The organism is Clostridium chromiireducens (genome assembly GCF_003575225.1).
Classification (GTDB): Bacteria; Bacillota; Clostridia; order Clostridiales; family Clostridiaceae; genus Clostridium; species Clostridium chromiireducens.
The window spans coordinates 398,676-411,592 of sequence record NZ_QXDJ01000002.1; the positions used below are offsets into that span (position 1 = coordinate 398,676).

At 30.2% G+C, this 12,917-nt stretch carries 12 protein-coding genes; 9 read left to right on the forward strand and 3 right to left on the reverse strand.

Features of this window, described 5'->3' with window-relative positions:
- Positions 1-207 precede the first annotated feature (207 nt).
- Positions 208-1,914, forward strand: coding sequence for an ABC transporter ATP-binding protein (locus D2A34_RS07070; protein ID WP_119366158.1), 1,707 nt, complete (start codon positions 208-210; stop codon positions 1,912-1,914).
- A gap of 56 nt (positions 1,915-1,970) precedes the next feature.
- Here the strand turns inward: D2A34_RS07070 and D2A34_RS07075 are convergent, their stop codons facing one another.
- From D2A34_RS07075 to D2A34_RS07085, 3 genes are all read right to left on the reverse strand, one after another.
- The gene (locus D2A34_RS07075) at positions 1,971-2,399 is read right to left on the reverse strand and encodes a hypothetical protein (RefSeq protein WP_119366159.1); all 429 of its coding nucleotides are present in this window, start codon (positions 2,397-2,399) and stop codon (positions 1,971-1,973) included.
- A gap of 740 nt (positions 2,400-3,139) precedes the next feature.
- Positions 3,140-4,171 (reverse strand): branched-chain amino acid aminotransferase, encoded by a 1,032-nt coding sequence (locus tag D2A34_RS07080; RefSeq protein ID WP_119366160.1) that lies wholly within the window; start codon positions 4,169-4,171, stop codon positions 3,140-3,142.
- Positions 4,172-4,311: 140 nt separating this feature from the next.
- Positions 4,312-6,210 carry an NAD(+) synthase gene (locus tag D2A34_RS07085; protein WP_119366161.1) on the reverse strand — a complete coding sequence of 633 codons (1,899 nt, stop codon included), beginning with the start codon at positions 6,208-6,210 and terminating at the stop codon, positions 4,312-4,314.
- 270 nt (positions 6,211-6,480) lie between these two features.
- Here D2A34_RS07085 and D2A34_RS07090 point away from each other — a divergent pair, with 270 nt between their 5' ends.
- The 8 genes from D2A34_RS07090 (at position 6,481) to D2A34_RS07125 (ending at position 12,735) form a co-directional block, all read left to right on the forward strand.
- On the forward strand, positions 6,481-6,912 hold the full coding sequence (locus D2A34_RS07090; RefSeq protein ID WP_182629357.1) for an NfeD family protein: 432 nt from the start codon (positions 6,481-6,483) through the stop codon (positions 6,910-6,912).
- Positions 6,913-6,915: 3 nt separating this feature from the next.
- Positions 6,916-7,860, forward strand: coding sequence for an SPFH domain-containing protein (locus D2A34_RS07095; protein ID WP_119366163.1), 945 nt, complete (start codon positions 6,916-6,918; stop codon positions 7,858-7,860).
- A 197-nt stretch (positions 7,861-8,057) separates the two neighbouring features.
- On the forward strand, positions 8,058-8,870 hold the full coding sequence (locus D2A34_RS07100) for an EcsC family protein (RefSeq protein WP_423243111.1): 813 nt from the start codon (positions 8,058-8,060) through the stop codon (positions 8,868-8,870).
- Between the two features lie 111 nt (positions 8,871-8,981).
- Entirely contained in the window at positions 8,982-9,497 is a 516-nt protein-coding gene (locus tag D2A34_RS07105; RefSeq protein ID WP_079438488.1) for a hypothetical protein, read from the forward strand.
- A gap of 577 nt (positions 9,498-10,074) precedes the next feature.
- Positions 10,075-10,914 (forward strand): amino acid ABC transporter substrate-binding protein, encoded by an 840-nt coding sequence (locus D2A34_RS07110; protein ID WP_079438489.1) that lies wholly within the window; start codon positions 10,075-10,077, stop codon positions 10,912-10,914.
- Positions 10,915-10,955: 41 nt separating this feature from the next.
- Positions 10,956-11,597, forward strand: coding sequence for an amino acid ABC transporter permease (locus tag D2A34_RS07115; RefSeq protein WP_079438490.1), 642 nt, complete (start codon positions 10,956-10,958; stop codon positions 11,595-11,597).
- Positions 11,598-11,612: 15 nt separating this feature from the next.
- Positions 11,613-12,296 (forward strand): amino acid ABC transporter ATP-binding protein, encoded by a 684-nt coding sequence (locus D2A34_RS07120; RefSeq protein WP_079438491.1) that lies wholly within the window; start codon positions 11,613-11,615, stop codon positions 12,294-12,296.
- A 271-nt stretch (positions 12,297-12,567) separates the two neighbouring features.
- The gene (locus tag D2A34_RS07125) at positions 12,568-12,735 is read left to right on the forward strand and encodes a zinc-ribbon domain-containing protein (RefSeq protein ID WP_079438492.1); all 168 of its coding nucleotides are present in this window, start codon (positions 12,568-12,570) and stop codon (positions 12,733-12,735) included.
- The last annotated feature ends 182 nt before the right edge of the window (positions 12,736-12,917 follow it).

Consider the following 12,917-nt stretch of genomic DNA (forward strand, 5'->3'; position numbering starts at 1 on the left):
CTTACTATAATATTCAGAGAGAACAAAGGCAATAGCGTGCCTAAGATTAAACTGATAATATAAAAAAGCTTTTTTGACATATTTATTCACCGCCTAACAATTGTAAAATTATGTATCTTGTTTTAATTATATACAAGCTGTTTGAAATTTATTCCTTAAATATATAGAAATTAATAGGTTGATACCTAAGAAGAAAGGAGAATTAAAATGATAAAGAAGTTTATTTCATTTTATAAACCATATAAATTATTATTTATTTTAGATTTAGTAGTAGCACTTATAGCATCTTTGTGTGATTTAGTGTATCCAGTCATGACAAGGGATCTTGTCAATGAATCAATTCCTAATAGAGATTTAAGAACAATTATTGTATTTGCAGTAGTATTACTTATAATTTTTGCAATTAAGGCTGCCTGTGGGTATTTTATGCAATATTGGGGACACGTTGTAGGTGTTAGAATGCAGGGGGATATGAGAAGGCACATATTTAAGCATCTTCAAAAATTACCTAATAGTTTTTTTGATAATAATAAGACAGGGGATATAATGTCTAGAATTATTAATGATTTGATGGATATATCTGAGCTTGCACATCATGGGCCAGAAGATTTGTTTATATCAATAGTTATGCTTATAGGATCATTCATAATATTGTGTACAATTAATATTCCACTTACATTATTGATATTCGCTTTTATACCATTTATAGTGTGGTTTACTTTGTATGAGAGAAAGAAAATGAATAAAGCCTTTCTTGAAACAAAAGTAGAAACAGGGGCAGTTAATGCAAATCTTGAAAATAGTATTTCGGGAATAAAAATATCGAAAGCATTCGTAAGTCATAGATCTGAAGAAGAAAAATTTGAAAAAGGGAATAAAAAATTCATTAAGGCGAGAGAAAGAGCCTATAAGGTAATGGCAGAATATTCTTCAGGTGCAGGATTTGGGATGGATGTGCTAAGCTATGTAGGTTTAGTAGGTGGAGGAGTATTCACGCTTATTGGTTTTATAAATATTGGAGATTTTATGGCATACATGTTGTTTATAAAGATATTTATTACACCAATAAAAAAACTTATTGATTTTATGGAACAATTTCAAAATGGAATTACAGGTTTTCAAAGGTATATAGAAATAATGAACAATGATAGAGAAAAAGACAAAAAAGACGCAGTTGAACTTGAAAATGTTCAAGGGGAAATAGAATTTAAAAATGTCAGCTTTAGCTATGAAGGTAAAGAAGTTTTAAAAGATATTTCTATGAAGATAAACAAAGGAAAGATGCTTGCATTAGTAGGAGCATCTGGCGGAGGTAAAACAACTTTTTGTAATCTAATCCCAAGATTTTATGAAGTAGAAAATGGAGATATATTAATTGATAATAAAAGCATATATGATGTTAAGTTAGATTCCCTTAGAGAAAATATTGGAATTGTGCAGCAGGAAGTTTTCTTATTTACAGGAAGTATAAGAGATAATATACTGTTTGGAAAGTCAGATGCGACTGAAGAGGAATTAATAAGAGCTGCTAAAATGGCTAATATTCATGAATTTATAAATACTCTTCCAGAAGGATACGACACTTATATAGGAGAAAGAGGAGTTAAATTGTCTGGTGGACAAAAGCAGCGTATTTCTATTGCAAGAGTTTTTCTTAAAAATCCACCAATACTAATTTTGGATGAGGCAACATCAGCATTAGATAATATAACTGAGCGCATAATTCAGGAATCATTAGAAAAGTTATGTGCTGGAAGGACAACCATAGTAGTTGCACATAGATTGTCTACCATTAAAAATGCTGATGAAATCATTGTTCTTGGAAAGACAGGAATAATAGAAGCAGGAACCCATGAAGAGTTAATGGAAAAGCAAGGAGAATATAGTAACTTACATAGATTAGCAGCAGTATAAGTTTTGTGAAAAAAAGAGGTTGCCAAAAATAATTAAATATTTTTGACAGCCTCGTATTAATTTTCAGATTCATCATTTAACGAACTTAATAGTTGTACTTTTTTATATAAAGTAGATACATCTATTTCAACATCCATAGCTTGGCTTAACTTGTTGTGAATTTCTGTTTCAGCGGCATTATTAGAAACATGTGAATTAAAATTATTCTTATTAAATCGAGCCTGTACTATTCTAGCGTTTTCCGCACTTTTTAATCTTTCCATATTCTCTAGTTCATTATAAAAAGTTGTTGAATTATCATTTGATGATAGATGCTTAGCAGCCGCATTTAATGAATTATTAAAGGACTTAGAATTTTCGCGTTTCTTCCTTGGAGGATTTTTTGAGTCACTATAAGGCCTCTTAATTATCCTATTATCAATAGCAGCGTTAGAAACACTTGTTACAACATATTCACTTCTAGAAATTATTCTGTTATCAGACATATATAATCCTCCTTTTTATAACCATAAATTTAACTAAACTTAAGAATTTATATCTTATACTATTATATTCGGACATACTTAATAAAAGATGACTATTTTTGAATATATTCCATTAATTTTTAGTAAAAAACATTTATATAGATATCTGAACTAAAACTTAGAATTATGCGATAGCTTACCGAAATTATAAACATTTTTATTCCGAAAAACTATGAATATATCGCTGAAGGCTCTAAGTTGCAGGTTGCATCCACTTTAGCATGCTCCAACTTTCAGTTTGACAAGCTAAAGTGGAACAACCTACAACTAAGAACCTTAAACAGCTCATTTTCAAATGTTTTCTCCATATTATGCCCCTTGAGGGTGCAAAAATGTTTATAATTTCTAGTGAAGATATCAATTTAAAGTTTTAACAAATTTGTAAATATGTTTATCTCATAAATCCAAGTTAAATATTATTTATCGATACAAACTATGAATTTGATTTATGCTTTGAAATACTTTCTATACCAGAAAGAGAAGGTACTCTTTTTCGTAGTGTTGCATCGAAAAAATAGCTGTAGGTATTTCTTCAGTAAAAGTTGTTCCGGTGCTGCTTGTCATTAGCTTGCCTAAGGAACAAGCAGCACTGGTGCAACTTTTACTGATAGAAATCCACAGCTATTTTTTTATAGCAACCGAGAAACAGAGTACCTTCTCTTTCGGTTGATTATCGCATAAATTCAAGTTTTGTAGAAGTATTATAGTTCTACTTCGTATATCCATCCTTCTGGAGCTTCAACATCACCAAGTTGTATACCTACAAGAAGATCATATAATTTTTGAGTTACAGGACCTACTTCAGTTTCACTATGGAATACATGTAATTCATCTTTATATTGTATTCCTCCAATTGGAGTGATTACAGCAGCTGTACCACAAGCGCCAGCTTCTTTAAATTCATCTATTTTATCAATAAATACTTCTCTTTCATAAACCGGCATTTTTAAATAATGTTCTGCTATATAAAGTAAAGAACGCTTAGTTATACTAGGTAAAATAGATGGAGATACAGGAGTAACAAATTCATTATTCTTAGTTATTCCAAAGAAGTTTGCAGCGCCTATTTCTTCAATTTTAGTATGGGTAGCTGGATCTAAGTAAATACAATCAGCAAATCCCTTTTCTACAGCAACAGCATGAGCTTGTAATGACGCAGCATAATTACCACCAACTTTATTACCACCAGTACCATGAGGAGCCGCTCTGTCGAATTCATCTAAAACTATGTAGTTACAAGGAGATACTCCATCTTTAAAATATGGACCAACAGGTATACAAAATACACCAAAGATATATTCTGGAGCTGGTTTAACACCTATGTTGTTTCCAACACCCATTAAATATGGTCTGATATATAAAGTTGCACCACTTCCATATGGTGGAACATATTTTTCATTTGCTTTTACAACTTGCTTAACAGCATCAATAAATTTTTCAACAGGAACATGCGGCATAAGAAGTTTGTCACAACTTTCATTCATACGCTCTGCATTTAAATCAGGTCTAAATAATTGAATTTTACCTTCTTTTGTTGTATATGCCTTAAGTCCTTCAAAACAACTTTGACCATAATGAATAACAGTAGAAGCCTCGCTTACAGTAACCATATTATCTTCAACAAGCTTTCCTTCATCCCATTTTCCATCTTTCCAAACTGAAATATAACGAAGATCTGTTTTTATATATTCAAATCCTAATTTACCCCAGTCTATATCAGCTTTTTTCCCCATTTTATATTCCTCCACATCTATATAGGCTTATTGCCATTGTTTATTTTAACATCTATTGTAGCACTACTTGAAAAGAATTTCCACAATTCAGGCTAAATTAATGGTGAATGATGAATAATGAATAATTATTAATCTTTCATTTAAAGCCAAGGCTCAGCATCTGACGGCATACGCCAATCACCACGTGGGCTTAAAGAAATACTTCCTACTTTAGGTCCATCAGGAAGGGCACTCCTTTTGAATTGTTGAGTAAAGAATCTAAACATAAATTTGTCTAACCATTTATTGATTTCTTCCTCTGAGTAATCAGCTTTGAATGCATTTTTTGCCAAGAAAAATATTCTGTCTTTTGTAGAACCATGTTTAATAAAATGGTATAAGAAGAAATCATGAAGTTCATAAGGACCAACAATGTCTTCGGTTTTTTGCGCTATATTACCATTTTTATCTTTAGGTAGTAACTCAGGACTGACTGGAGTATCTAATATATCCATAAGGGTGTCACATACAACTTCAGTTGATTCGTTTTGAGCTACATATTCTACTAAGTATCTAACCAGCGTTTTAGGGATAGAAGGATTTACAGAATACATTGACATGTGATCTCCATTATAAGTACACCAGCCAAGTGCGAGCTCTGATAAGTCTCCTGTACCTATTAATAGTCCTCTTTCCTTATTTGCAAGATCCATTAATATTTGAGTTCTTTCTCTTGCTTGAACATTCTCGTAAGTTACATCGTGTATATCTTTATCGTGGCCAATATCTTCAAAATGTTGAAGTGATGCTTTAACTATGTTTATTTCTCTAAGATCTGTACCTAGCTCCTTACATAAGCAAATTGCATTATTATAAGTTCTATCAGTTGTGCCAAATCCAGGCATAGTGATAGTTACAATATTTTTTTTGTCTAAGTTAAGTAGTTCAAAGGTTTTAACAATTACAAGAAGTGCAAGGGTTGAATCTAATCCGCCTGAAATTCCTATTACTGCTTTTTGGGATTTTGTATGTTCAAGTCTTTTTGCTAAACTAGCAGCTTGGATGCTAAAAATTTCCTTGCAACGAATTTCTCTTTCCTTTTCGTATGAAGGCACAAAAGGATGTTTATCAATATATCTATCGAAGCCTTTAAATGAGACATTTTCAAATTCAAATCTGATTATATTAGGTTTCTTGTTACAATATTTAGACGAATCTTTAAAGCTTAAGTTCTTCATTCTTTCAGCTTTTAATTTAAATACATCAACAAAAGAGTATATTATTTCATTATCTCTTTGAAACCTATTATTTTCTTTTAAAAGTGATCCGTTTTCGCTAATTAATAAATGACCACTAAATAATACGTCTGTAGTGGACTCGTGGACGCCAGAAGATGAATATATATAGCTAGAAATTGTTCTAGCGCTTTGATTCGATATAAGACTTTTCCTATAATCCATCTTACTTACAAGTTCATTTGACGCAGAAAGGTTCCCTATTATATGAGCTCCCATAAGAGAAAGATATGAACTAGGAGGGATTGGCACCCATAAATCTTCACAAATTTCAACGGCAAAGTTTGCTACTCCAGATGAAAAAATTAAATTTGTACCAAAAGGGACGTCTTTTTGGAAAGGTAAATCTATTTTTTCGTTTTCAATAGAAAGCCCTTCTGTAAACCATCTTTTTTCATAGAATTCGCTATAGTTTGGAAGATATGACTTTGGAACTATCCCTAGAACACTTCCTTTAAATAGTAGAAATGCACAATTATATAAGGCACTATTACAAAGAAGTGGAGCACCAACAGCAATTAACATATCATAATTTTTAGTGGCTTCTAATATTTGATTAATTCCATCTAGAGATTTTGTTATTAGGTATTCATGTAAAAATAAATCTCCACAAGTATAAGACGTAATACATAGTTCTGGAAAAATTATAAATTTACTTTCTTTCTTCACTGCATCATCTATGCATATTAAAATATTTTCAACATTATAATTAATATCAGCGACCCTAGTTTTAGGGCAGGCAGCTGCAACTTTAATGAAATCCATAAAATCGCTCCTTACAATTATAGTATTTGGCAAATTTTTAATATAGAAATATATAATTTTTATATTAAAAGTTTCATTGTTATATTTTAGCTAAATAATAGAAATATATCCTCATAATTATATACTAACAGGAGAGTAAAATCAAAAGCAATAAAAGGTATTTAAAAACTTATTTTAAGATAATAAATAACTTGAAAAAATGTTTTAGAAGATGTATAATAATTTTATTACATGTAATAAAATTATTTAATATTTAGGGGGGGAAGTATGATGGGAATGGTAATCTTTTGGTTAATTATTGCTGTTTGTGCAGTAGCTATTGATGTATTAACTAGTAATTTTTGTTTTATGTTATTTGCAATAGGCGCAATTGTCGCAGCAGTATGTGGAACGCTGGGTGTGCCATTAATGATTCAAGTGTTAATTTTTGCAGTAGTTAATATAGCAGCGCTTGCTATTGGTTACCCGTGGCTTAAGAAAAAATTTAACGTGAAAGTTAAGAGTGCACCTCTCATGGAAGAAACTTATATAGGAAGAGTTATGAAATGTGAAAAAGACATTGAAGATAAAGGGCAAATTAAAGTGAATGGTGAATATTGGACTGTAATAAATGAAGGAGATACAATTAATCAAGGTGAAAAGTTTATTATTACAGGAATAGAAGGAATAAAATTAAAAATTAAAAAGGTTCAGGAGGATTAGGGTATGGGTACTATTATTGTTTTAGGAATAATTTTATTAATTGCACTTATAGTGGTTTTAGCATCAATTAAGGTTGTAAATACAGGATACTTATATGTAGTTGAAAGATTTGGACAATTTCATAAGGTGCTAGAGCCAGGCTTGCATTTTACGCTTCCATTTGTGGATTTTGTAAGAAGAAGAATTTCTACAAAACAGCAAATTATTGATGTAGAGCCACAATCAGTAATAACAAAAGATAATGTTAAAATATTAGTGGATAATGTTATATTTTATAAAGTAATAAACGCAAGAGATGCAGTTTATAATATAGAAAGTTTTCAATCAGGTATAATATATTCTGCTACAACTAATATGAGAAATATATTAGGTAATATGTCACTAGATGAAATTCTATCGGGAAGAGATTCTATAAATCAAGATCTTCTAAGTATTATTGATGAAGTTACAGATGCATATGGTATAAAGATATTGTCAGTAGAAATAAAAAATATAGTTCCACCAGCTGAGATTCAACAAGCTATGGAAAAACAAATGAAGGCTGAAAGAGATAAAAGAGCTATGATTCTTCAAGCAGAAGGTTTAAGACAATCGCAAATCGAAAAAGCAGAAGGAGAAAAGCAAGCTAAAATATTATCAGCAGAAGCTGAGAAGCAAGCTAATATAAGAAGGGCTGAAGGACTAAAGGAATCTCAATTATTAGAAGCAGAAGGTAAAGCAAAGGCAATAGAAGAAATTGCAGTAGCGGAAGCAGAAGCTATAAGAAAAGTAAATCAAGCAATCATTGATTCAGGAACTAATGAAGTTGTAATAGCTTTAAAACAGGTTGAAGCTCTTAAAGAGATGGCTAATAATCCTGCTAATAAGCTTATATTACCAAATGAAACATTATCATCCCTTGGAAGCATAGCAGCAATTGGAGAATTGCTTAAAGGAAGTAGAGAATAATACAATAATAAAAAGAGACAAGGATGACTTGTCTTTTTTTTATAAAGTAAAACTCGATTCAATTGGGAGCGTTCAGTGGCTGGACATTAGATAAAATAAAAAGTTATTGATTAAAGGGAGCATTTTTATGGAATTAATATATTATATAAGATACAATGGTACAAACAAGAAGGTGTTAGAAATGGAGGTAGTAATAGGTGAGTATAACGGAGAAAGATTTTAAGAAAGAAAAAATTATAAATTCTCAACGGAAGAAATTAATAAAAAGAGAAGAAAAGTTTTTTTATAAAAAAGAAAATGAGTATATAAAAAATAAAATATTACCTATAAAAGAGAAAATAGAAGAAAGAATCCCAGATAAAATGTTAGAGACATTTGAAAAAGCTTTCGAAAAAGGATTTTATTTTGTATTTGAAAAGGGTACTAGCTTAATAGAAAAAAGTTATAACTCTGAGAGATTAAAAAATGAAGCTGATATAAATGAATACATTTTATCCAAAAGAGTTAATAATAAAAATTTAAATCGGATCGATAAGAAAGTTAAAAGAGGAGTTATTATAAATAAAGGTATTACCACGGCTGAAGGCACTGTACTTGGAGTTTTTGGAATAGGACTGCCTGATATACCAGTATTCTTAAGTGTGATACTAAGAACAGTTTATGAAATATGTTTGAATTATGGATTTAATTATGACTCAGATGAGGAAAAAGCTTTTATTTTGAACGTAATTTGTGCAAGTGCAAATAAAACATCTGAGAAGATTTTATATTCTAACGAAGCAGATAGAATTGGATATAACATTGATAATGAAATATATAGCAATGTTGATATAAATAATATGATAAAAGAAACCTCAAGGAATTTATCGGAAAATATAATATTTTCAAAAGTTATTCAAGGAATTCCTATAGTAGGTGTATACGGAGGATTATCAAACTTTAGACTTGTAAGTGATATAAGTGAAGTGGCTAGTATAAAGTACAAGAAAAGATTGTTATCAAAATTGTAGTAAGGCCTTAACCATAAATATGCTTAGTAAATTTGATAATAATAATTGAAATAATAATAAAAAAATATTAATATATACTAAGCAGTACAAAAAGTGAGTTGAGGTGAAAAAATGAAAATGAAGAACATTATGAGTTTAATACTTTCTATAATACTCTCTTTTTCTTTTATTGGATGCAGTCTAAAAGATGACTATATACTTCAAACTAAAGAAGACACAGATGAAATACCATCTGGAGATAAAGTTAATGAAGTATTTGACTCTGAAAAAATGAAAGATTTAATGGATAAATTAAAAACTACTCCTAAGGAAGTTTCAGATAAGTCAGATGAAGTTGATAGTGATACAGTAAGAACTATGAGAGAATTAAGTGACAAAGCAGATGAATTGACAGATGCATTAAATAGTGCTGATTTTCAAGGTAAAAGTGAAGATATTATAAATAAGTTTAATGATATAAATGATAAATTAGATGAAATTAAAGATAATGTTGATGACGCAAAAAATAGGGTAGATACATATGAAAATCCAATTGATGAAAAACAAGTCACAAATACTGTGGATGAATTCACAACACATATGGATAATTTACAAAGAGCCTTAGATAGAGCATCCTCAACAAAGTAATTAAGAAGAACTTAAAGTGAAGCAATGACCAACCGAAATAGAATACATATATGTTCCGCAGGATTGTGAAAAATTTCGTTGGGAATATCTAAATGGAAAGTTGCACCACTTCTGCATGTTCCTGTGACAAGCACAGGACAAGCGGAAGTGGAACAACTTCCCATTAAGATACTCCAGCAGCTTATTTTTCAATGCCTGACTCCACATATATGTATTCTATTTCTTTGTATTGCTATAACTTTAAGTATTTCACATATACCCGTCTAAAAATTATTCGTATATTTTATTAAAGATTGTAAATATTCTATAATACATATATTCCCTTTCGGTTATTTAACAGTAAACTTAAAATATCATAAACTGCAAGTAGTTTTATATTTCGAGTTCTTCGCAATAGACTTTACCAATACCTATTTAAAGAACTGGAGCAAAGGTATATATTCAATTCTGGTTGAGTGTTAATAAGCTTATTTAATATTTTATGAAAAAAACTATAAAATAAAAAAAGTGCTTGAATGTTTTGCTTTAGTATGATAAAGTGATAAATAGAGAAAAACAATTTGGGGAGGAAATAATAATGAAGATTAATAAATTAATTAAAAAAATAGCAGTAGCTGCGATTATAACAACTTTAGGTACAAGTCTTGTAGCATGTAGTGGGAATAGTGCTGCAAATAAATCATCTGAAACTAAGTCTGCAGGCAGCACATTAGATAAAGATGAATTAGTAATAGGTTTAGATGATACTTTTGTTCCAATGGGATTCAAAAACGAAAGTGGAGAAATAGTTGGTTTTGATGTGGATTTAGCAAATGCTGTTGCTAAAAAACTTAATAAAAAGGTTAAGTTCCAGTCGATTGATTGGAGTATGAAAGAAACTGAACTTAATAATGGAAATATAGATTTAATATGGAATGGATATTCAATTACAGATGAAAGAAAAGGAAAAGTTGAATTTTCAAAAGCTTATTTAAATAATACTCAAGTAATAGTTACTTTAGCAGATTCTAATGTAAAGACTAAAGCAGATTTAGCAGGGAAAAAAGTTGGTGCTCAAAATGGATCAACAGCAGTTGACGCAGTAGAAGCTGAGGCAAATGTACTAAAGAGTTTTGATGGTGGAAAATTAGTTACGTTTGATGATAATAACGCTGCATTAATGGATTTAGAAGCAAAAAGATTAGATGCTATTGTTGTAGATGAAATTTTAGCTAGATATTACATGAAAGCTAGAGGCGTAGAAAAGTATAAAGTTTTAACTGAAAACTTTGGAAGCGAGCAATATGGTGTTGGAATTAGAAAAGGTGACACTAAGTTTGTTGAAGCTTTTAATAAAGCTTTAGGTGAAGTGATAGCAGATGGAACTGCTGGTGAAATATCAAAAAAATGGTTTGAACAAGATATACTTGTTAAATAGTATACTTAAATAATGGAAACAATAAAGGGGAGGAAATAACCTTGGGTTATATTTTAGAAATAATGCCTCAAGTATTAGAGGGGCTTAAAGTCACATTAGAAATATTTGCAATGACATTACTGTTATCTATTCCGCTTGGAATAGTAATAGCCGTAATGAGAACATCTAAATCTCTAATATTAAGCAAAGTGAGCGGGGCATATGTTCTTATAATGAGAGGTACTCCTCTATTATTGCAAATTATTGTAATCTTCTTTGGATTACCTATAATAGGAATTACATTCGATAGGTTTCCGGCTGCAATTCTGGCATTTACTTTAAATTATGGTGCTTACTTTGGTGAAATATTTAGAGCAGGAATAATGTCTGTTGATAATGGACAAGTAGAAGGAGCTCAAGTTTTAGGCTTGAGTTCAAAAGATATATTTTTCAGAATCATACTTCCACAAGCATTTAAAAGAGTTATTCCTCCAGTTGCAAATGAAGTAACTACCTTAGTAAAAGATACTTCTTTAGTATACGTATTAGGATTAGATGAGATGCTAAAGATAGGTAAAATGGCTGCAAATAGAGATGTATCTTTAATGCCGCTTTTAATAGTTGGAGTTGTGTATTTGCTAGTAATAGCAATTTTGAGCCAAGTGTTAAAGAAAATCGAAGAGAAATATGACTACTATAAGTAATCTGGAGGAAAAGTTATGCTTAAAGTTAGTAATGTAAAAAAGAAATTTGGGAATACAGAAGTTTTAAAAGGGGTTAACCTTGAAATAAAAAAAGGTGAAATATTAGTTGTTGTAGGTCATTCTGGTGGCGGAAAAACTACGTTACTTAGATGTGTAAATGCATTAGAACTTTGTGATGAAGGAAATATCGAAATTAACGGGAAGTTCTTATGTAAAGATGGAAAGTATGTGGACAAAAAAGAGCTTAGAGAAATAAGAAAAGATATAGGATTAGTATTTCAGAACTTTAACCTATTTCCACATATGACTGTTTTAGAAAATTTAATAGAAGCGCCTCAAAAAGTACTGGGATGGACAAAAGATGAAGCGATTAAGAAAGCAGAAGAAACACTTGGGTTTTTAAATTTGCTAGAAAAAAAAGATAATTACCCATTTGAATTATCAGGCGGACAGAAACAAAGAGTTGCAATTGGAAGGGCATTGGTGTTAGAACCAAACATTATGTGCTTTGATGAACCAACATCTGCGTTAGATCCAGGGCTTACAGGAGAAGTTGCAACATTGATAAAGAGCTTAAGTACCAAAGGTATGAGCATGATGATTATAACTCATGATATGGACTTTGCTAAAAACGTAGCAGATAGAATTGTATCAATGGATTCAGGAAAACTTCAAGAGGGATTAATCTTTGAGAATTAATAAGAATACTAAATAATAGATTGATATACATTTATGTAAATGCTTTGATAAATAATATAATAAAATTGAATAATTTTATTATATTATAAACTGATAAGGTTTAAAATTATCAATTTGATTGTAATAATTTCTGTTGAATTATAAGATAAAGTGTGGTATTCTTAAAGAGTAAGATAATTCAAGATTTAATCAATACTGCACATTAGCCTCTGTTTCAGAGATTGGGTCAAGTATCGGGTTATAATCTTTGGAAAAAGGGAGGATTTTTATAATGGAAGATAGAACTTTAGTATGTAAAGATTGTGGAAAGGAATTCACTTTCACAGTTGGAGAACAAGAATTCTACAAAGAAAAAGGATTTGATAACGATCCAGTTAGATGTCCAGATTGTAGAAGAGCTAGAAAGCAACAAAGAAACAACAGAAACTTCGACAGATAGTAACTATTGAGTCATAAGATTAATCTTATGACTCTTTATTTTTGTTAGAGTTTAGTAAATTTTCAGTCTTGTATTAATGTACATTGGATAAAACAAATAAGAAGATTAATATTTCATTTAATGAATTATTAACATAAATCTAAAAAATATTGGATAAAATATGAACTGTCTCGAAATAATTT

Excerpts from the sequence above, each read along its gene's own strand:
- D2A34_RS07085 (WP_119366161.1), bottom strand. The coding sequence starts at position 6,210 with ATGGATTTCATTAAAGTTGCAGCTGCCTGCCCTAAAACTAGGGTCGCT.
- D2A34_RS07120 (WP_079438491.1), top strand. The coding sequence starts at position 11,613 with ATGCTTAAAGTTAGTAATGTAAAAAAGAAATTTGGGAATACAGAAGTT.
- D2A34_RS07080 (WP_119366160.1), bottom strand. The coding sequence starts at position 4,171 with ATGGGGAAAAAAGCTGATATAGACTGGGGTAAATTAGGATTTGAATAT.
- D2A34_RS07125 (WP_079438492.1), top strand. The coding sequence starts at position 12,568 with ATGGAAGATAGAACTTTAGTATGTAAAGATTGTGGAAAGGAATTCACT.
- D2A34_RS07110 (WP_079438489.1), top strand. The coding sequence starts at position 10,075 with ATGAAGATTAATAAATTAATTAAAAAAATAGCAGTAGCTGCGATTATA.
- D2A34_RS07075 (WP_119366159.1), bottom strand. The coding sequence starts at position 2,399 with ATGTCTGATAACAGAATAATTTCTAGAAGTGAATATGTTGTAACAAGT.
- D2A34_RS07070 (WP_119366158.1), top strand. The coding sequence starts at position 208 with ATGATAAAGAAGTTTATTTCATTTTATAAACCATATAAATTATTATTT.
- D2A34_RS07095 (WP_119366163.1), top strand. The coding sequence starts at position 6,916 with ATGGGTACTATTATTGTTTTAGGAATAATTTTATTAATTGCACTTATA.
- D2A34_RS07090 (WP_182629357.1), top strand. The coding sequence starts at position 6,481 with ATGGGAATGGTAATCTTTTGGTTAATTATTGCTGTTTGTGCAGTAGCT.
- D2A34_RS07105 (WP_079438488.1), top strand. The coding sequence starts at position 8,982 with ATGAAAATGAAGAACATTATGAGTTTAATACTTTCTATAATACTCTCT.